The 18,712-nt window shown below is 72.4% G+C and carries 18 protein-coding genes; 6 read left to right on the forward strand and 12 right to left on the reverse strand.

The window, feature by feature from the left end; genetic code table 11:
• Genes ispF through ACN28F_RS13415 form a run of 3 tightly spaced genes read right to left on the reverse strand, consistent with a single transcriptional unit; the run spans position 1 to position 1,799 of the window.
• On the reverse strand, positions 1–486 hold the full coding sequence (ispF, locus tag ACN28F_RS13405; protein WP_289208290.1) for a 2-C-methyl-D-erythritol 2,4-cyclodiphosphate synthase: 486 nt from the start codon (positions 484–486) through the stop codon (positions 1–3).
• A 49-nt stretch (positions 487–535) separates the two neighbouring features.
• On the reverse strand, positions 536–1,261 hold the full coding sequence (ispD, locus tag ACN28F_RS13410; protein WP_421358019.1) for a 2-C-methyl-D-erythritol 4-phosphate cytidylyltransferase: 726 nt from the start codon (positions 1,259–1,261) through the stop codon (positions 536–538).
• 52 nt (positions 1,262–1,313) lie between these two features.
• Complete coding sequence (locus tag ACN28F_RS13415) at positions 1,314–1,799, reverse strand: CarD family transcriptional regulator (RefSeq protein ID WP_282225167.1); 486 nt, start codon at positions 1,797–1,799, stop codon at positions 1,314–1,316.
• Positions 1,800–2,219: 420 nt separating this feature from the next.
• On the opposite strand from ACN28F_RS13415, the gene ACN28F_RS13420 reads away from it, so the two are divergent.
• On the forward strand, positions 2,220–2,957 hold the full coding sequence (locus tag ACN28F_RS13420) for a hypothetical protein (RefSeq protein ID WP_289208292.1): 738 nt from the start codon (positions 2,220–2,222) through the stop codon (positions 2,955–2,957).
• Here the strand turns inward: ACN28F_RS13420 and ACN28F_RS13425 are convergent.
• Genes ACN28F_RS13425 through ACN28F_RS13435 form a run of 3 tightly spaced genes read right to left on the reverse strand, consistent with a single transcriptional unit; the run spans position 2,944 to position 6,096 of the window.
• Complete coding sequence (locus tag ACN28F_RS13425) at positions 2,944–4,122, reverse strand: type III polyketide synthase (RefSeq protein WP_289208293.1); 1,179 nt, start codon at positions 4,120–4,122, stop codon at positions 2,944–2,946. The genes ACN28F_RS13420 and ACN28F_RS13425 overlap by 14 nt on opposite strands.
• Positions 4,116–5,288, reverse strand: a complete 1,173-nt coding sequence (locus ACN28F_RS13430; RefSeq protein ID WP_421358022.1) for an acyl-CoA dehydrogenase family protein — start codon at positions 5,286–5,288, stop codon at positions 4,116–4,118. Before ACN28F_RS13430 ends, ACN28F_RS13425 begins: the two co-directional genes overlap by 7 nt.
• Positions 5,289–5,310: 22 nt before the next feature.
• A complete protein-coding gene (locus tag ACN28F_RS13435) occupies positions 5,311–6,096 on the reverse strand; it encodes a methyltransferase domain-containing protein (RefSeq protein WP_289208294.1) in 786 nt (261 codons plus the stop codon).
• Between the two features lie 47 nt (positions 6,097–6,143).
• On the opposite strand from ACN28F_RS13435, the gene ACN28F_RS13440 reads away from it, so the two are divergent.
• From ACN28F_RS13440 to disA, 4 genes are all read left to right on the forward strand, one after another.
• The gene (locus ACN28F_RS13440; RefSeq protein ID WP_421358024.1) at positions 6,144–6,983 is read left to right on the forward strand and encodes a UbiA family prenyltransferase; all 840 of its coding nucleotides are present in this window, start codon (positions 6,144–6,146) and stop codon (positions 6,981–6,983) included.
• Positions 6,984–7,137: 154 nt separating this feature from the next.
• On the forward strand, positions 7,138–7,794 hold the full coding sequence (locus ACN28F_RS13445; protein ID WP_289211153.1) for a hypothetical protein: 657 nt from the start codon (positions 7,138–7,140) through the stop codon (positions 7,792–7,794).
• Between the two features lie 11 nt (positions 7,795–7,805).
• On the forward strand, positions 7,806–9,266 hold the full coding sequence (radA, locus tag ACN28F_RS13450) for a DNA repair protein RadA (RefSeq protein ID WP_289210736.1): 1,461 nt from the start codon (positions 7,806–7,808) through the stop codon (positions 9,264–9,266).
• Positions 9,267–9,335: 69 nt separating this feature from the next.
• Positions 9,336–10,523 carry a DNA integrity scanning diadenylate cyclase DisA gene (gene disA, locus ACN28F_RS13455; protein WP_282225162.1) on the forward strand — a complete coding sequence of 396 codons (1,188 nt, stop codon included), beginning with the start codon at positions 9,336–9,338 and terminating at the stop codon, positions 10,521–10,523.
• A 10-nt stretch (positions 10,524–10,533) separates the two neighbouring features.
• Here the strand turns inward: disA and ACN28F_RS13460 are convergent, their stop codons facing one another.
• The 3 genes from ACN28F_RS13460 to ACN28F_RS13470 form a co-directional block, all read right to left on the reverse strand.
• A complete protein-coding gene (locus tag ACN28F_RS13460; protein WP_421358026.1) occupies positions 10,534–11,304 on the reverse strand; it encodes a hypothetical protein in 771 nt (256 codons plus the stop codon).
• Positions 11,305–11,372: 68 nt separating this feature from the next.
• Positions 11,373–11,933 (reverse strand): peptide deformylase, encoded by a 561-nt coding sequence (locus ACN28F_RS13465; protein ID WP_289208297.1) that lies wholly within the window; start codon positions 11,931–11,933, stop codon positions 11,373–11,375.
• Entirely contained in the window at positions 11,930–12,442 is a 513-nt protein-coding gene (locus tag ACN28F_RS13470) for a glycine cleavage system protein R (RefSeq protein ID WP_289208298.1), read from the reverse strand. Before ACN28F_RS13470 ends, ACN28F_RS13465 begins: the two co-directional genes overlap by 4 nt.
• A 95-nt stretch (positions 12,443–12,537) precedes the next feature.
• Here ACN28F_RS13470 and ACN28F_RS13475 point away from each other — a divergent pair, with 95 nt between their 5' ends.
• On the forward strand, positions 12,538–13,434 hold the full coding sequence (locus ACN28F_RS13475; protein ID WP_282225158.1) for an A/G-specific adenine glycosylase: 897 nt from the start codon (positions 12,538–12,540) through the stop codon (positions 13,432–13,434).
• Positions 13,435–13,594: 160 nt separating this feature from the next.
• Here the strand turns inward: ACN28F_RS13475 and ACN28F_RS13480 are convergent, their stop codons facing one another.
• From ACN28F_RS13480 to lysS, 3 genes are all read right to left on the reverse strand, one after another.
• Positions 13,595–16,126, reverse strand: coding sequence for an ATP-dependent Clp protease ATP-binding subunit (locus ACN28F_RS13480; protein WP_289208299.1), 2,532 nt, complete (start codon positions 16,124–16,126; stop codon positions 13,595–13,597).
• A 543-nt stretch (positions 16,127–16,669) separates the two neighbouring features.
• Complete coding sequence (locus ACN28F_RS13485) at positions 16,670–17,020, reverse strand: histone-like nucleoid-structuring protein Lsr2 (protein ID WP_123603817.1); 351 nt, start codon at positions 17,018–17,020, stop codon at positions 16,670–16,672.
• Positions 17,021–17,129: 109 nt separating this feature from the next.
• Positions 17,130–18,647, reverse strand: coding sequence for a lysine--tRNA ligase (lysS, locus tag ACN28F_RS13490; RefSeq protein ID WP_421361388.1), 1,518 nt, complete (start codon positions 18,645–18,647; stop codon positions 17,130–17,132).
• Positions 18,648–18,712 lie beyond the last annotated feature (65 nt).

Consider the following 18,712-nt stretch of genomic DNA (forward strand, 5'->3'; position numbering starts at 1 on the left):
CTATCCGGGCGGCGCGAGCGGATAGACGAGCGCGACCGCCAGACCGGCGAGACCCTCACCCCGGCCGGTCAGTCCGAGCCCGTCGGTGGTGGTGCCGGAGACGGTGACCGGGGCACCGGCGGCGGCGCTGAGCGCCTGCTGCGCCTCGGCCCGGCGGGGGCCGATCTTCGGCCGTACGCCGATCACCTGGATTGATACGTTGCCGATGACGAACCCGGCGGCGACCACCCGGCGGGCCGCCTCGGCGAGCAGGTCGACCCCGGCGGCTCCGGCCCACTGCGGCTGGTCGACGCCGAAGTTGGCGCCCAGGTCACCGAGGCCGGCGGCGGAGAAGAGCGCGTCGCAGGCGGCGTGCGCGGCGACGTCGCCGTCGGAGTGCCCGGCCAGCCCGGTCTCGCCCGGCCAGTGCAGGCCGGCGACCCAGCAGGGGCGGTCGGCGGCGAAGGCGTGCACGTCGGTGCCGACCCCGACCCGGGGAACGATCATGCCGGCTCAGGCCGAAGAACGATCATGCCGGCTCGGTCCGTAAGGACGATCATGACGGAAGGGTACGGGGCGCGGGTTCGGTGGCGAGCAGGTGCTCGGCGATCACCAGGTCGAACGGGCGGGTGATCTTCAACGCCCGCTCCGAGCCGGGCACGCAGACCACCGGTACGCCGAGCTTCTCGACCAGCCCGGCGTCGTCGGTGTGCGGGTCGGCTGCGTCGGCGTGCGCGGCGGCCAGCACGTCCCGGCGGAACCCCTGCGGGGTCTGCACGGCCCGCAGCGTCGACCGGTCGACGGTGGCCAGGACGGTCTCGTCGGCGTCCACCGACTTGATCGTGTCGACGACCGGCAGCACCGGGACGACGGCCGGGGCACCGGCCCGGACCGCGGCGGCGACCGAGTCGACCAGGTCGGGTGGGGTGAGGGCGCGGGCCGCGTCGTGGACCAGGACGATCTGCGGGCCGGCCGGTACGGCGGCCAGCGCGGCGGCCACCGACGTCTGCCGGTGCGCCCCGCCCGGTACGACGATCAGCGGGAGCCCGGCGGCGGCCGGGGTGAGCAGGTCGCGCACGGCGTCGACGTCGGCCGGCGGGGCGGCGACCACGATCACCGCGACCGAGGCGGCGTCGGCGAGCCGGTGGACCGCGTGCACCAGCAGCGGTACGCCGCCGAGCAGGCGCAGCGCCTTCGGCGCGCCGGGCCCGAGGCGTACCCCGGCACCGGCCGCCGGAACGAGGACCGCGACGTCACCGCGCTGCTGGAGATGCGCGGTCACGTCGCGGTCCTCGTTTTCGGAGCAACAGACGATCTATGGGTGGAGAGCTGCCTTACGCGTCGGTGAGCACCTTGTCGAGGAGGTTCTCCGCCTCGTCCTTGGTGCTCTTTTCCGCAAGCGCGACCTCGCCGACCAGGATGTCCCGGGCCTTGGCGAGCATGCGCTTCTCGCCTGCGGACAGCCCCCGCTCCCGCTCCCGACGCCAGAGGTCACGAACGACCTCGGCGACCTTGAGCGGGTTTCCGGACGCCAACTTCTCGAGGTTTGCCTTGTACCGCCGCGACCAGTTGGTCGGCTCCTCGGTGTGTGGCGCGCGAAGCACGTCGAAGACCTTGCCCAGGCCTTCTTCGCCAACCACTTCACGCACACCGACGATCTCGGCGTTCTCGGCGGGGACTCGCACCGTCAGGTCACCCTGCGCAACCCTGAGGACGAGGTACTGCTTCTCCTCGCCCTTGATGACACGAGTCTCGATTGCCTCGATGAGTGCGGCCCCGTGGTGGGGGTAAACAACGGTCTCGCCGACACTGAAAACCATAGGTTCGAAGCCCCTTTCGCTGTGTCTAGGGTAACACGCTCAGGCACCGATGTCCCGTCGTACTCATAGCCGTAAGCGCAGGTCAGAGGGGCTGTGAGAGGTCTTTCTCCGGCTTGACACGCAGCCGCCGACACGCTTCGGCCACTGTGAGTAACCAGACGGTCAGCAGGCAGCTAACCCGCCGGGCGGCCTGACGAGGCGCGTTTCGACACCCTCATCCTATCCGTCACCCTCATCTTTGACCTGGCTCTGGCGTAACCAGGTCCGGTGCGGGACCCTGATAGGTGGACCCCGATCGACCTCACGGGCGAGCGGGCTGGGGGTGCTGTGGGCAGGACAGGCAACGGCGATGGGTGGTCTGACGGCGCGGGAGCGCCCGACGACCTGCCGCAGATCCCTGCCGACTGGGGCCCGATCGTCGTGCCCGACGATCCCGCCGCGCTCGCCGCCGAGGCCGAGCTCGTCCGCCGGGAGCTGCGCCGCACCCGCCGCCGTGACCGCTGGCACCGCCGGCTGGGGCTGCGTTCCGACCAGGTCGGGCACCGCCCGCACGAGATCGCCGCGCTGCGCCTGCCGCTGACCATCATGCTGGTCGCCGTGCTCGCCGCCATGGTGAGCCTGTTCATCGTGGCTTGGACCGACCGGCCGCCACCGTCGCCGGGCCAGTCGGCCGACCCGTCGGCGGCACCGTCGGCGGCGGCGGGTTCGGCCGTCCTGCCCGCCGGGCCGCTGCCCGCACTCGACCTGATCGACCCCGGCGGCCGCACGGTCGCCCTGCATGCCCTGCTGCCAGCGGTGATCCTGCTGGTCGACAGCTGCGAGTGCGCGGACCAGGTCGCCGCCGCCCGGGCCGCCGCCCCGGCCGGGGTGTCGGTCGTCGCCGTCACCGACGGCACCGACCCGGCGGCCGGCACCGACGGCAGCGCCGCGACGGCCGGCACCGACGGCGCTGATCCGCCGCCCGCCGCCGACCCGGCCGTGCACCGGCTCGTCGACCCGACCGGCGAGATCCGCGGCTTCGTCGACGTCACCCCGGTCGCCGACACCGCCACCGTCCTGCTCGTGGCGCGCGGCGGCGACGTGGTCCGGCTCGTGCCGGCAGCCCGCACCGCCGAGACGTACCGCGCCGACCTGGCCGGGCTGGTCAGTCAGCGGTGAGCAGCCCGGCGTAGAGCGTCAGCCCCGGACCGAACGCCAGCATCACCACCCGACGCGGCGGCCGCGGCGCCCGTCGCAGCCGGTCCAGGATCAGCAGTACGGTCGGCGACGAACAGTTGCCGTACTCCGCCAGGGTCTCCCGGGACGCCGCCAACGCCTCGTCCGGCAACACCAGCTCCCGCTGCACCACGCTCAGGATGCGGGGGCCACCCGGATGCACCGCCCAGCCGTCGACCTGGGCCACCGACAGACCGTGCCGGGCCAGCAGGTCGGCCACCAGCGCCCGGACGTGCAGCGACAACACCTGCGGCACCCGGGGTGACAGACCCATCCGGAACCCGAGATCGGTCACCTCCCAGGTCATGTGGTCGGCCGTCGCGGTGTCCGTCGCGGCCACGATCTCCCGTACGACGTAGTTGCCCGACCGTGGGGCGTCGTCGACGGACCGTACGACGTCGCCGGACCGGCGCGGACCGGGCGGGCCGCCGCCCGCGCCGGTCGGCCCCGGCCCGGTCGGCGCCAGCACCACCGCCGCCGCCGCGTCCGAGAACAGGGCGTGCGCCACGATCTGCTGCGTGTCGGTACGGCGGCCCGGCGGCTGAATGTGCAGGCTGGTCAACTCGGCGCACAACAGCACCGCCGGCCGACCCCGCGCGGTGACGAAGTCCGCCGCCGCGCCCAGCCCCGGCAGCGCCGCATAGCAGCCCATGTGCCCGACGAACAGCCGCTGGGTCGCCGGTGACATCCCGAGATCCCGGGCCAGCAGGATGTCCAGGCCCGGCGTGGCGTACCCGGTGCAGGAACAGACCACGAACAGGCCGATGTCGCCGGCGGACACCCCCGACCCGGTCAACGCCTGCGTCACCGCCTCCTTGCCCAGCGGCAACGCCTCGACCTGGTAGCGGCGCATCCGGCGCTCCGTCGGCCAGTCCGCGACGTCCTCCAGCAGCGGACTCACCGCCGCCTGCCGGGTCCGTACCCCCGAATTGGCGAAGATCCGCGCGGCCAGCGCCTTCGCGGCACCGGTGTAGCGGGCGGCGAAGAAGTCCCGCCACAGCTCGTCCTGGGTCGCCGACGGCGGCAACGCCAGCCCCAGCCCGACCACCGCCGCCGACCGGTGTGTCGTCGCGCCCACCGCCGCCGGCTCCACCGAGGCGGTCACCACCGGGGCGCCGATCCGTCGCGGTCCGGGTCCCCGCCGAGGGCGGCCACCCCCAGCCAGTCCGCGCAGACGTCCGCCGTCGGCGGATGCAGGGCGCCGCAGCGGGCGTCACGGAACAACCGCTCCACCGGATGACCCCGGCGGGTCGCCCCGGTGCCGGCCGCCTCCACCATCGACGACGCCACCTCGGCCGCCGTGGCACCAGCCACCAGCTTGGCCCGCCACACCCACTGGTTGGTCCGCGGATCCCCCGGCGCGGCGTCGACCAGGCGGGCCGCCTCCCGTACGGTCAGCCACGCCGACGCCGCAGCCGCGTCGGCCCGACCGATCCGGGCCCGCACCGCCGGCAGCCCGGTCAGGCCCCGGTCGGTCAGGTGCGCCACCGCCGCGTCCACCGCCGCCCGGGCCACCCCGGCGTACACCGCCGCGTAGCTGGCGACCATCCAGTGTGGCATCAACTGGGCCACCACCAGCGCCAACCCTTCGACCCCGCCGAGCAGGGCGGACGCCGGCACGGTGACGTCCAGGTGCAGATCGTGCGAGCAGGTCGCCCGCATCCCCAGCGAATCCCAGGTCTGCTCCACCCGCAGCCCCGGGGTGTCCGCCGGCACCAGGAACTGCGACACCGTCGCCGGATCGTCGCCGTGCCGGGCCGCCACCAGGTACCCGCCGGCGTGCCCGGCCCCGGAGCAGAACGCCTTGGCACCCTTGATCTGGAACCCGCCGCCGGGCACCGGGTGGTACACCGTCGACAGTTGGGACAGCCGGGACCCGGCACCCCGTTCGCTCATCGCCACCGCGTACCACGTGCCGGCGGCGGCCGCCGCGAGCAGCTGGTCCCGGGCGGCCAGCGCCTCGGCCGGCAGCCCGAGCGCCTCGGCCAGGTTGTCGTCGACCGCGCTCAGCGCCCCGGTCACCGACACGTGCATGTTGAACACCAGCGCCGTCGCCCCGTTGCCCCGGGCCAGCTCGTACGCCACCTCGGCGTAGTCGGCGAACCCGGCACCCAGGCCGCCCAGGCGCTCCGGGACCAGCAGCCCGAACAGGCCCTCCCGGCGCAGGTCGGCGAAGTCCGCCACCGGGAAACTCCCGGCCCGGTCGTGCTCACCCGCCCGCGCGGCGAACCTCGGCACCAACCGCCGCGCCGCCGCCAATGCGTCGCCCACCATTGCTTCCCCTTCCGCCGGTCGATCAGCCTGACTTCAGCCCCCTGCCCTGGTACAGCAGTGCGGTGGACCGGACCGGCACCATCCGGCGCCGTACCGGCCACAACAGGGGGCGCGCGGCTTCGGTGCCGGTGAGCGCGGTCCCGGTCCGTGCGCTGCCGGCGCGTGCGGTGCGCGGCAGCGCCGCCCGCAGCAGCCAGTCGGCCAGCGCCGGGCCGGTCGGCCGCAGCCCCCGCACGAACAGCCGTACGCCGTGCCGGGCACACTCCGCCGTCAGCCGCCGCGGGTCGACGAACAGCGCCGGATCGTGGATGCCGCGCGGCACCATCGGCAGCCGCTCCCCCAGCTCCACCGCGACCAGCCGGCAGCGCAGCGTCGCGTTCAGGGTGTCCAGCACCAGCAGCCCACCCGGGCGCAGCACCCGGCACACCTCGGCGACGGCTCCCGCCAGGTCCGGCACGTGCTCCAGCAGCTCACCGGCGGAGACCACGTCGGCCACCGCGTCCGCCAGCGGCAACGCCAGCGCGTCACCGCGCACCGGGGTCACCCCGTGCGCGGCCGCCTGCCCGAGCGCGGAGGCGGTCAGGTCCACACCGACGTGCCGGTAACCCTTGCCGCGCAGGTGCGGGGCGAGCAGACCGGCCCCGCAGCCGACGTCGACCAGCACCGCGCCGTCGCGGGTGGCCGGCGGGACCAGCTCGGCCCGCGCCTGCGCGATCCAGTGCAGCATCTCGAACGCACCCGCCGGTCGCCACCACTCGTCGGCCAGTACGTCGTACTGGCGGACGTCGTTCGCGGGCAGCCCGGACATTGAGTGAGCGTGACACGACCAGCTGGTAACGGCCACACTTGACGGCTATGTCACGCCGCGTGTCCGCATTGATCAAGGCCAGCCATCCCGAACCGGCGGTCGCGGTCACCGCCGTCGCGGCGCTGCTGGCCTGGGGCGTCGGGCACCGTCCGGTCGGGATCATCCTGGTCGCACTCACCATCGCGGCCACCCAGCTCGCCGTCGGCTGGACCAACGACTGGCTCGACGCCGACCGGGACCGGCAGGTGGGGCGGGCCGACAAACCCGTACCGGCCGGGGCGGTCAGCCGCCGCACGGTCGGTGCCGCCGGGCTGGTCGCGGCGGCGGCCACCCCGCTGCTGGCCGCGCCGACCGGCGTACCGGCCGCGGCGTGCATCACCGGTGCGCTGCTCAGCGCCCTGGCGTACAACTGGCCGTTGAAGTTCACCGTCGTCTCGGTCCTGCCGTACGCGGTGTCGTTCGGGGCGCTGCCGGCCTTCGTCGTCCTGGCGCTGCCCGGCGCGCCGGCCCCGCCGGCCTGGCTGGTCGCCGCCGGCGCACTGCTCGGTGCCGGCGCGCACTTCGCCAACGTGCTGCCGGACCTGGCCGACGACGCCCGCACCGGGGTGCACGGCCTGCCGCACCGCCTCGGGGCCACCGGGTCCGGGCTGGCCGCCGCCGGGCTGCTCGCCGCCGCCACCGTCACCCTGGTCGCCGGCCCGCCCGGGCCGCCGTCGTGGGCCGGGCTCGCGGCGGTCGCCGGCACCGTCCTCATCCTCGCCACCGGGTGGTACGTGGCCCGCCGTGCCGCCACCGACGGCACCCGGCCGAACGCCGTCTTCCGGGCCGTCATGCTGGTCGCCGTGATCGACGTGGTCCTGCTGGTCGCCAGCGGCCCGGTGGCCTGAGCGGGTACGCCACCCGCGCCGGGTGCCAGGTCAGGTGATTGTCGGGTCCGTGGCGGACGGCCGATCAACGCCAACTACCCTGGAGCCGGTCTGCGCGGGGTGTCGCCCCGCGCCCGGCGCCGGCGCGGCGCGGATCGTAACGAGGAGGACCGACGTGACGCCCTCGACCAGGGGATACCGCCGAGTCACGGTGCTGTTCACCGGCGCGGCCGCGGCGAGCGCCCTGTTGCTCAGCGGCTGTGGCACCGGCCAGATCGCCGAGACCGCGATCAAGTCGACGTCGATCAACGGAGTCAACGTCGACTCACCCGACGGTGCGGTGTCGCTACGCGACCTGTCCGTGCCCTACCCGGGGGTCGAGGGCTACCCGGCCGGCAGCAGCGCCCCCGTCGAGGTCGCGATCTTCAACAACACCAACGACCCGGTCACCGTGACGGTCAGCGTCGCCGGGCCGGGCGACAGCGACCGGGAGACGGTCATCGGTGCCGCGTCGGTGGTGATCGGCGGATCCGACGCCGAGCCGTCGCCGCAGGCCACCGAGGGCGCGGAGCCGACCGGCCAGCCGACCGGCGACCCCGGCCGGGACGCCCGGATCTCGTTGCCGGCCAACGGCTGGGCCCTGTTCAGCACCGACGACACCGAGCCGCTGCGGGTGACCGGCCTGACCGACACGCTGACCGCCGGCCGCTCCGTCAACCTGGTCTTCGAGTTCGACAACGGCAACGAACCGCTGGTCGTGCCGGCCCCGGTCGACATGCCGCTCACCCCGGTGCCGCGCGCCCCGGCCGAGCACGACGAGGAAGAGCACTGAGCTCGCGGTCGATCCCCCGGGGTGCCGGCGGCAGCGCCGCCGGTACCACCCGTGGTGGTGCCGCGCCACGGGCCCGCGCGGCCCGTGAGCCCCGTCCCGCGTACGAATGCGACGCCTGCGGACACCAGCCGCCCAAGTGGGTCGGCCGCTGCCCGGAGTGCGGCGAGTGGGGGTCGGTGATCGAGTCGGTCGTCAGCGGCCCGGTGGTCTCCGGCCGAGTGGTCAGCACCCGGATGCCCACCGAACCGGCCCGGCCGATCGCCACCATCAGCGCCGCGCCGGCCAAGGCCCGCCCGACCGGCGTCAGCGAACTCGACCGGGTCCTCGGCGGCGGGCTGGTGCCCGGCGCGGTGGTGCTGCTCGCCGGCGAGCCCGGGGTCGGCAAGTCCACCCTGCTGCTGGACGTCGCCCAGCAGTGGGCCGCCGGTGCCGGCAGCCCGTCGCTGGTGGTCAGCGGCGAGGAGTCGACCAGCCAGGTCCGGTTGCGGGCGGAACGGATCGGCGCCCTGCACGACAAGCTCTACCTGGCCGCCGAGAGCGACCTCGGGGTGGTCCTCGGTCACCTCGACGCGGTCAAGCCGGGGCTGCTGGTGCTCGACTCGGTGCAGACCATCTCGATGCCCGGCTCCGACGGCATCCCCGGCGGGGTCACCCAGGTCCGGGCCGTCACCGCCGCCCTGGTCGCCGCCGCCAAGGAACGCAACATCGCCACCGTGCTGGTCGGCCACGTCACCAAGGACGGCCAGGTCGCCGGCCCCCGGGTGCTCGAGCACCTGGTCGACGTGGTGCTGCACTTCGAAGGCGACAAGCACTCGTCGCTGCGGATGGTGCGCGGCATGAAGAACCGGTTCGGCGCCGCCGACGAGGTCGGCTGCTTCGAGATGCACGAAGGCGGCATCAGCAGCCTGGCCGACCCGTCCGGGCTGTTCCTCACCCGCTACAGCGAACCGGTGCCGGGCACCTGCGCGACCGTGGCGATGGAGGGCCGCCGGGCGTTGGTCACCGAGGTGCAGGCGCTGATCGGCGCCACCGTCGCCGGCTCGCCCCGGCGGACCGTCTCCGGGCTCGACGGTGCCCGACTGGCCATGGTGCTGGCGGTGCTGCAACGGCGTACCGAACGGCTCACCCTGCACGACCGGGAGGTCTTCGCGGCGACCGTCGGCGGCATCCGGGTGGTCGAACCCGCCGCCGACCTGGCGGTGGCGTTGGCGGTCGCGTCCGGCGGGGTCAACCTGGCCATCTCCCCGCAGCTGGTGGCGATCGGCGAGGTCGGGCTGACCGGCGAGGTCCGCCGGGTCGGCGCGGTCGCCCGCCGGCTGGCCGAAGCGGCCCGGCTCGGCTTCCGGTACGCCCTGGTGCCACCCGGTTCAGCCGCCGCCGGCAGTGACCCGCTACCGGCGAACATGCACGTCACCGAGGTCGGCGACGTACGCGCCGCGCTGCAGGCCGCAGCCCGTGCCTCCGCCGACTGACCACCGGCGTCACCGGGGCAACAGTAACCACGGCAGCACCCACCGCATGCCGGTCCGTAGACTGGTGCCGTGGCGATCGACCGCGATGCGAACAAGACTGCCGGCGCTGGCACGCCCGGCCGGGTCGGTGCCGTCGGCTCCCCGGCCCGCCCGATCAGCGCCGGCACGTCCGCGTTGACCACCCCGGCAGCCACCGGCGACCCGCTGCGGGCCAATCTGGCCCTGATGGCGCCGGGTACCGCGCTGCGCGACGGGCTGGAACGGATCCTGCGCGGACGAACCGGCGCACTGATCGTGCTCGGCTACGACAAACAGGTCGAGTCGCTGTGCACCGGCGGTTTCCCGTTGGACGTCGAGTTCTCCTCCACCCGGGTCCGTGAGCTGTGCAAGATGGACGGCGCGGTGGTGCTCTCCAGCGACGGCACCCGGATCGTCCGGGCCGCCGTGCACCTGATGCCGGATCCGTCGATCCCCACCGAGGAGTCCGGCACCCGGCACCGCACCGCCGAACGGGTCGCCCGGCAGACCGGCTACCCGGTGATCTCGGTCAGCCAGTCGATGCGGATCATCAGCCTCTACGTCAACGGTCAACGGCACGTGCTCGACGACTCCGCCGCGATCCTGTCCCGGGCCAACCAGGCGCTGGCCACTCTGGAGCGCTACAAGCTGCGCCTCGACGAGGTCTCCGGCACCCTGTCCGCCCTGGAGATCGAGGATCTGGTGACCGTCCGGGACGCGGTCGCCGTGGTGCAGCGGCTGGAGATGGTCCGCCGGATCGCCGACGAGATCGCCGGGTACGTCGTCGAGCTCGGCACCGACGGGCGACTGCTCGCCCTGCAGCTCGACGAGCTGATGGCCGGCGTCGACGCCGACCGGACCCTGGTGATCCGCGACTACCTGCCGACCGGGCGCAAGCCCCGCACCCTGGACGAGGCCCTGGTCGAGCTGGACCTGCTGACCGCGACCGAGCTGATCGACCTGGTCGCGGTGGCCAAGGCGATCGGGTACGCCGGCTCCACCGAGGCACTGGACGCGGCGGTCAGCCCGCGTGGGTTCCGGCTGCTGGCCAAGGTGCCCCGGCTGCCGGTGGCGGTGGTCGACCGGCTGGTCAACCACTTCGGCAGCCTGCAGCGGCTGCTCGGGGCCACCGTGGAGGACCTGCAGGCCGTCGACGGTGTCGGTGACGCCCGGGCGCGCAGCGTACGGGAAGGATTGTCCCGGCTGGCCGAGGCGTCGATCCTGGAACGCTACGTCTGAGCCGTCCTGGTCAGTTGGTGATGGTCACGACGAACGGCTCGCTCACCTTGCTGCCCAGCCGGGCGAACAGCTGGTACTCGCCGGCGGCGAGATGGTCACCGGCGGCGACGTCGTTGGCGCAGGTGCTGGCCGCCCGACCGTTCCAGCTGACCTGGTAGTCGCGGGCCGTCCCCGGGCCGAACGTCTGCACGTCGGTGCCGCGCGCCGAGCCGCAGGTGTCCGACGACCAGATCAGCTCGGCACCACGCTTGAGGTAGAGCTCCTGCGGGTCGGCGCCCACGTCCCGGTCGCAGGTACGGCTGCCGGCGTTCTGCACCCGCAGACGCAGCGCCAGGGTCACGCCCCGTTGGGCACTCGCCGGGGACGCGGATGCCGTCAGCAGCAGCTCGTCGTCGGTGCAGGCTCCGGCGGACGGACCGACCGGCGCCTGCGGCAGACCCGGGTCACCGCCGCCGGCGGCGGGCGGCTGACCGCCGGTCGCACCGCCGTCGCCAGTCCCGCCGTCGCCAGTGCCGCCGTCGCCGGTACCGCCGGCGTCGCCGGTGCCGCCACCGGAGGTCCCGTCGTCACCGCCGTCGTCGGCCGGCGGTGAGCCCGTGGTCGGGGTGAGGATCTCGCCCGACGGCGTCGGTGTCGGCGTCGGGCCGCCACCCACACCGGACCGGTCGGAGCCGTTGCAGGAGTAGACCACGATGAACAGCAGCATCAACACTGCGCCGAGCACGACGGCACGACGCCGCCAGTAGATGGCGGATGGCAGCGGGCCAACCGTCAGTCGCATGATGGCACACCGTATCGGCAAGTCCGGGTCGGCCGGCACGCGACGCGCCGACGCCCCGGGCGGGTCCGTCAGAGATATGTCTTGCGCGCGAAGACCGCGTGCGCGCCGGCCACCCGGTCCAGAAAGAGCAGGCCGGCACAGTGGTCGATCTCGTGCTGCAGGGCACGGGCCTCGAACCCGTCGGTGACCAGGCGGACCGGCTCTCCCGTGCCGGGCAGCTGCGCCTCGACCACCACCCGGCTGGCCCGCTTGACGTCACCAGTGAGGTCGGGAACGGACATGCAGCCCTCCCGGCCGGGTCGCCACCGGGTCGCCTCGACCAGCCGTGCGTTGCACAGCACGAACGTGCCGTGTCCGGTGACGGTCTTCGGATGTCCGGTCACGTCGACGGCGAAGACCTGTGCGCCGACGCCGACCTGCGGCGCGGCCAGGCCGACACAGCCCGGCGACACCCGCATGGTGGCGACCAGGTCGGCGGCGAGCCGCACCACCTCGGCCGCGCACGGATCGACCGGCTCGCCGGGCCGGCTGAGCGTCTGATCAGGCGCGGTGACCACCGGGAGCACCTGGCCCGGTACGCCCAGCGCCGCCTCGGTCCAGTCGGCGAGCGGACGGCTGACGGTGCTCACAGCACGTCCGAATCGACCGGTCGCAGGGTCACCTCGACGTCGAGCTCCCGCCCGGTCTCCGCCAGCCGCCGGCCCACCTCGGGCGCCGAACCGACCGGCAGTTCGACCTCGGCGACCAGTACGTAGAGCGGGCCGGTCAGCCGGGTGGTCAGGTCGGTGACGTTGCCGCCCGCCTCGGCGACCACCCGCGTCACTGCGGCGACGATGCCCAACCGGTCGGCTCCGTGCACACTGACCAGGTACGGCTCCCCGGCCGGCGGCAGCTGGTTGTCGGCCGGGACCGGCCGTACGGTGGCCAGCAGCTGGTCGTCGGCGGTCAGCCCGCGCAGCGCCGCGTCGACGTCGGACCCGGCCGGACCGGTGCAGACCAGGGTCATCGCGAAGTGACCGCGCAGCCGGGTCATCGTGGAGTCGGTCAGGTTCGCGCCGAGACCCGCCAACGCCTCGGCGACGTCCGCGACGATCCCCGGCCGGTCCCGGCCGATCACGGTGATCGCGATTTCGTTCATGCCTGTCGGGCCCTCACTTCCGGTCGACTCCACCTGAGCAGTCTGCCCGACCGGATGACGGGGCGTCCGCGCGGCCTGGCAGGATCGTCCCCGCTATGCGTGACGTGAGCTTCGCTGATGCCGCCATCGAATGGTACGACCGCAACGCCCGCGACCTGCCGTGGCGTGAGCCGGGGATCGGCGCATGGGCGATCCTGGTCAGCGAGGTGATGCTGCAGCAGACACCGGTGGTCCGGGTGTTGCCGGCCTGGCGGGCCTGGTTGGACCGGTGGCCGGAGCCGGCGGCGCTGGCGGCAGACCCACCCGCCGAGGCGATCCGGATGTGGAACCGGCTCGGCTATCCACGTCGGGCGTTGCGGCTGCACGAGTGCGCCGTCGAGCTGGTCACCCGGCACGGTGGCGCGGTGCCGACCGACCTGGACGAGCTGCTCGCGCTGCCCGGGGTCGGCATGTACACGGCGCGGGCGGTCGCCGCGTTCGCGTACGGGCAGCGTCATCCGGTGGTCGACACGAACGTACGACGGTTGGTGGCCCGGGCGATCGACGGCGCCGCCGACGCCGGTCCGGCCACCCGACCGGCGGACCTGGTGGCCACGGCGGCCCTGCTGCCGGTGGAGCCGGCCCGGGCCGCCCGGGCCAGCGCCGCGTTCATGGAGCTGGGTGCGGTGGTCTGTGTGGCCCGTACGCCCCGTTGCGGTGGCTGCCCGATGGCCCGACGGTGTGCCTGGCGGGCGGCGGGCAGCCCGCCGCTGGTCGGCCCGAGCCGGCGACCGCAGCAGTACGCCGGCACCGACCGGCAGGTACGTGGGCTGCTGCTGGCGGTGCTGCGGGAGGCGACCGGCCCGGTGCCGCAGCAGCGGCTGGACACGGTCTGGGCCGACGATCTGCAGCGCCGCCGGGCGTTGGCCAGCCTGATCGAGGACGGCCTGGTGGAGCCGGTCGGCCACGACGACGCACCGCCGACCGGGTACGCCCTGGCCGGCCAGGGCTGACCCGTCCCGTACCGCGTGCGGGACGGACGGACCCCCGTGACGCCGTGCGGGGCGGACGGACCCCCCGTGACGCCGTGAGGCGCGGCCGGACCCCCGTGACGCCGTGAGGCGTCGCCGGTGCCCCGGCGACGCCTCACGAACAGGTGGTGCTTGTACAGACCTACTCGTCGGCACCGGCGGCGGCCGTGCCGCCGAGGTCGGCGGGCACTGCGTCCGGCACGGTGACCGGCCGATCCGAGCCCCGGAACACCAACTTGGACTTGTCGATGTCCTCGGGGTCGCCGTCGCAGTCGATGACCACGATCTGACCCGCCTTGAGCTCGTTGAACAGGATCCGCTCCGACAGGTTGTCCTCGATGTCGCGCTGGATGGTGCGGCGCAGCGGCCGGGCACCCAGCACCGGGTCGAAGCCCTTCTTCGCCAGGTACTTCTTGGCGTTTTCGGTGAGCTCCATGCTCATGTCCTTGTTCCGCAGCTGGGTCTCGATCCGGGCGATCATGATGTCCACGATCGACAAGATCTCGGTGCGGTTCAGCTGGTGGAACACGATGGTGTCGTCGATCCGGTTGAGGAACTCCGGCCGGAAGTGCTGCTTCAGCTCGTCGTTGACCTTCTGCTTCATCCGGTCGTAGTTGGAGTCGTTGTCCTCCGACGCCTGGAAGCCCAGCGACACCGCCTTGGCCACGTCCCGGGTGCCCAGGTTCGTGGTCAGGATGATCACGGTGTTCTTGAAGTCGACGATCCGACCCTGACCGTCGGTGAGCCGACCGTCCTCCAGGATCTGCAGCAACGTGTTGAACACGTCCGGGTGGGCCTTCTCGATCTCGTCGAAGAGCACCACCGAGAACGGCCGACGCCGGACCTTCTCGGTCAGCTGGCCACCCTCGTCGTAGCCGACGTACCCGGGCGGGGCACCGACCAGCCGGGACACCGTGTACCGGTCGTGGAACTCGGACATGTCCAGCTGGATCAGGGCATCCTCGCTGCCGAACAGGAACTCGGCCAGCGCCTTGGACAGCTCGGTCTTACCGACGCCGGACGGGCCGGCGAAGATGAACGAGCCGGACGGCCGCTTCGGGTCCTTCAGGCCGGCCCGGGTGCGCCGGATCGCCTTCGAGACCGCCTTGACCGCGTCGGACTGACCGACGACCCGCTTGTGCAGCTCGTCCTCCATGCGCAGCAGCCGGGAGGTCTCCTCCTCGGTCAGCTTGTAGACCGGGATACCGGTCCAGTTGCCCAGCACCTCGGCGATCTGCTCGTCGTCGACCTCGCTGACGACGTCGAGGTCGCCGGCCTTCCACTCCTTCTCCCGCTGTGCCTTCTGCCCGAGCAGCTGCTTCTCCTTGTCGCGCAGCTGGGCGGCCCGCTCGAAGTCCTGCGCGTCGATCGCGGACTCCTTGTCGCGACGCACCTGGGCGATCCGCTCGTCGAAGTCACGCAGGTCCGGCGGCGCGGTCATCCGGCGGATCCGCATCCGGGCACCGGCCTCGTCGATCAGGTCGATCGCCTTGTCCGGCAGGAACCGGTCGGAGATGTACCGGTCGGCCAGGGTGGCGGCGGCGACCAGGGCACCGTCGGTGATGCTCACCCGGTGGTGCGCCTCGTACCGGTCCCGCAGGCCCTTGAGGATCTCGATGGTGTGGGCCAGCGACGGCTCGCCGACCTGGATCGGCTGGAACCGACGCTCCAGCGCGGCGTCCTTCTCCAGGTGCTTGCGGTACTCGTCGAGGGTGGTCGCACCGATGGTCTGCAGCTCACCACGGGCCAGCATCGGCTTGAGGATGCTCGCCGCGTCGATCGCGCCCTCGGCCGCGCCCGCGCCGACCAGGGTGTGGATCTCGTCGATGAACAGGATGATGTCGCCCCGGGTGCGGATCTCCTTGAGCACCTTCTTCAGGCGCTCCTCGAAGTCACCGCGGTAGCGGGAGCCAGCGACCAGCGCGCCGAGGTCGAGGGTGTAGAGCTGCTTGTCCTTCAGCGTCTCGGGCACCTCGCCCTTGATGATCTTCTGGGACAGGCCCTCCACCACGGCCGTCTTGCCGACGCCGGGCTCACCGATCAGCACCGGGTTGTTCTTGGTGCGGCGGGACAGCACCTGCATGACCCGCTCGATTTCCTTCTCCCGGCCGATGACCGGGTCGAGCTTGCCCTCCCGGGCCGCCTGGGTCAGGTTGCGGCCGAACTGGTCCAGCACCAGGCTGGTCGACGGGGCCGCCTCGCCCGCCGCCGCGCCGGCGGCCGCCGGCTCCTTGCCCTGGTAGCCCGACAGCAGCTGGATGACCTGCTGGCGCACCCGGTTGAGGTCGGCGCCGAGCTTGACCAGCACCTGGGCGGCGACGCCCTCGCCCTCGCGGATCAGGCCGAGCAGGATGTGCTCCGTGCCGATGTAGTTGTGGCCGAGCTGCAGCGCCTCGCGCAGCGACAACTCCAGGACCTTCTTGGCCCGCGGCGTGAACGGGATGTGTCCGCTCGGTGCCTGCTGACCCTGGCCGATGATCTCCTCGACCTGTTGACGCACACCTTCCAGCGAGATGCCCAGGCTCTCCAGGGCCTTCGCCGCCACGCCCTCACCCTCGTGGATGAGGCCGAGCAGGATGTGCTCCGTGCCGATGTAGTTGTGGTTGAGCATCCGGGCTTCTTCTTGAGCCAGGACGACAACTCGCCGCGCTCGGTCGGTGAACCGCTCGAACATGCCCTCGTGCTCCTCACGTGCCGTGCGCCAATGGTCTTGGCGGGCCAGCGCACGAGCCTCCAGGTGGAAGCTCGTGCCATCACTCTATCGCCGTGGACCGGCTCCGCTCCTGCCGTGTCTTGCCGGAGCAGGGGCGATCCGCAACGTTTACCCCAACTGTGCAGCCTCGTTGGCTGTTCCCCGAGGCTCCGGCGCTACGCGGTGAGCGAAATCCGGTCGATCCGCAGGTTCGGCGCGGCGTCGGCGCAGTCGGCCGCGCCGTCCGTACCGGGCCGGGCCAGCCAGTTGTCCACAGGCCTGTGGACAACTGGTGCACAGCCTGTGGACAACCTCCGCCGGGCCGCGTGCCCTGCCTTGCCCTGCCCTGCGGCGCACTCGGTGCCCTGCGGTGCTGGCGGTGTGTCCAGGGTCGCAGTCAGTGAGCGCCCAAAAACCCAGAAACCCCCAAAAACGACACGAGGTACGGATGTCGCCATCCGTACCTCGTGTCACTGCACCTGACTGGACCGGCCGAGCCGGCCAGCACCGGTACGCCTGGGACGATCAGCGACCGGCCTTGGCGTGGTACTCGTCCACGATCTCCTGCGGGATGCGCCCGCGGTCGGAGATCTCCTTGCCTTCCTTCTTCGCCCAGGCACGGATCGCCCGGTTCTGCTCACGGTCGGCAGCAGCACCGCCCCGACCCCGCGCGGCCCGACCACCCACGACCACGCCACCGCGGCCGATCTTGGTGCCTGCAGCCACGTACGGAGCGAACACCTGCCGCAATTTGTCCGCGTTCTTCTCCGAGAGGTCGATCTCGTACTGGACGCCGTCGAGGGCGAACTTGACGGTCTCGTCGGCGTCGCCGCCGTCCAGATCGTCGACCAGCTTGTGAATGATCTGCTTGGCCACAGGCCGTTGTCCTTCCGAGCACGTTCTCCCGCAATCAAGAGCACAATAGCCCGAAAGATGCGCCAGCCGTCAATAGGACGCGCAAACTCCCCCAGAAAACTTGCCGGAACTACTCCGGACGGACCAGCGGGAAGAGGATGGTTTCGCGAATACCCAGGCCGGTCAGGGCCATGAGCAACCGGTCGATTCCCATTCCCATGCCCCCGGCCGGCGGCATTCCGTACTCCATGGCCCGCAGGAAGTCCTCGTCGAGGCGCATCGCCTCCGGGTCCCCCCCGGCGGCCAGCCGGGCCTGTGCCACCAGCCGCTCGCGCTGCACCACCGGGTCGACCAGCTCGCTGTACGCCGTGGCCAGCTCCACCCCGCGCACGTAGAGGTCCCACTTCTCGGCCAGCCCGGGCTCGCTGCGGTGCTCCCGGGTCAGCGGGCTGGTCTCCACCGGGTAGTCCCGCACGAACGTCGGCTGGTGCAGATGCGGCACGACCAATTCTTCGAAGAGTTCCTCCGCCAGCTTGCCCGGGCCCCACTTCGGGTCGACGCTGACGTCGAACTTCTCGGCGTAACGCAGCAACTGCGTACGGTCGGTTCGCACGGTGACTTCCTCACCGAGAGCTTCTGACAACACTCCGTACAGTGTGACGGTCCGCCACTCACCACCCAGGTCGAACTCCGACCCGTCGGCGTGCGTCACCACATGTGACCCACTGACTGCGGCAGCGCACTCCTGCACCAACTCCCGGGTCAGCCGCGCCATGCTGTCGTAGTCCCCGTACGCTTCGTAAGTCTCCAGCATCGCGAACTCCGGCGAGTGGGACGAGTCGATCCCTTCATTGCGGAAGTTCCGGTTGATCTCGAACACCCGGTCGATGCCGCCGATCACGCAGCGCTTGAGGAAAAGCTCCGGGGCGATTCGCAGATACAGATCGGCGTCCAGGGCATTGCTGTGCGTGACGAACGGCCGGGCCGCCGCGCCGCCGTGCAGCAACTGCAGCATCGGCGTCTCCACCTCGACGTACCCACGGGTGTGGAACGAGTCACGCAGCGTACGCATGGCCGTCGCCCGGGTGGCGACGGTCCGCCGCGCCTCCGGGCGCATGATCAGGTCGACGTACCGCTGCCGGACCCGCGACTCCTCGCTCAACGGCTTGTGTGCCACCGGCAGCGGGCGCAGTGCCTTGGCGGTGATCTGCCAGGAGTCGGCCAGCACCGACAGCTCACCCCGCCGACTGGTGATCACCTCGCCGGTGACCCCGACGTGGTCGCCCAGGTCGACCAGCCGCTTCCAGTCCTCCAGCGGCTCGGCGCCGACCCGGTCCCGGGAGAGCATCACCTGCAACTCGGTACCGTCGCCGTCACGCAGCGTCGCGAAACAGAGCTTGCCGCTGTTCCGTACGAAGATCACCCGGCCGGTCACCGCCGCCTGCTCGCCGGTCGCGGTGTCGGTCGGCAGGTCGCCGAAGCGCTCGCGCACCTGCGCCAGCGTCGCCGTCCGCGGATATCCCACCGGGTACGGCGCGACGCCCCGGGCCAGCAACCGGTCCCGCTTCTCCCGGCGCACCCGCATCTGCTCGGGCAGATCCTCGGCGAAATCGTCGGGTACGGTCACGTGCTCGGTCACGGTGGGCATCCTCAAACACAGGGGGTACGGACAAACGGTGGGCAGCTCGGGGCGGCCGTCCGGCCACGAGCGTA

Origin of the sequence: Solwaraspora sp. WMMA2101 (assembly GCF_049179175.1) — a bacterium.
In the GTDB taxonomy this organism is placed as follows: Bacteria; Actinomycetota; Actinomycetes; order Mycobacteriales; family Micromonosporaceae; genus Micromonospora_E.

Coding starts and splice junctions, on each gene's coding strand:
- ispF (WP_289208290.1), bottom strand. CDS start 486: ATGATCGTTCCCCGGGTCGGGGTCGGCACCGACGTGCACGCCTTCGCC.
- ACN28F_RS13415 (WP_282225167.1), bottom strand. CDS start 1,799: ATGGTTTTCAGTGTCGGCGAGACCGTTGTTTACCCCCACCACGGGGCC.
- ACN28F_RS13430 (WP_421358022.1), bottom strand. CDS start 5,288: ATGGTGGGCGACGCATTGGCGGCGGCGCGGCGGTTGGTGCCGAGGTTC.
- ACN28F_RS13435 (WP_289208294.1), bottom strand. CDS start 6,096: ATGTCCGGGCTGCCCGCGAACGACGTCCGCCAGTACGACGTACTGGCC.
- ACN28F_RS13440 (WP_421358024.1), top strand. CDS start 6,144: ATGTCACGCCGCGTGTCCGCATTGATCAAGGCCAGCCATCCCGAACCG.
- ACN28F_RS13460 (WP_421358026.1), bottom strand. CDS start 11,304: ATGCGACTGACGGTTGGCCCGCTGCCATCCGCCATCTACTGGCGGCGT.
- ACN28F_RS13470 (WP_289208298.1), bottom strand. CDS start 12,442: ATGAACGAAATCGCGATCACCGTGATCGGCCGGGACCGGCCGGGGATC.
- ACN28F_RS13475 (WP_282225158.1), top strand. CDS start 12,538: ATGCGTGACGTGAGCTTCGCTGATGCCGCCATCGAATGGTACGACCGC.
- ACN28F_RS13480 (WP_289208299.1), bottom strand. CDS start 16,126: ATGTTCGAGCGGTTCACCGACCGAGCGCGGCGAGTTGTCGTCCTGGCT.
- lysS (WP_421361388.1), bottom strand. CDS start 18,647: ATGCCCACCGTGACCGAGCACGTGACCGTACCCGACGATTTCGCCGAG.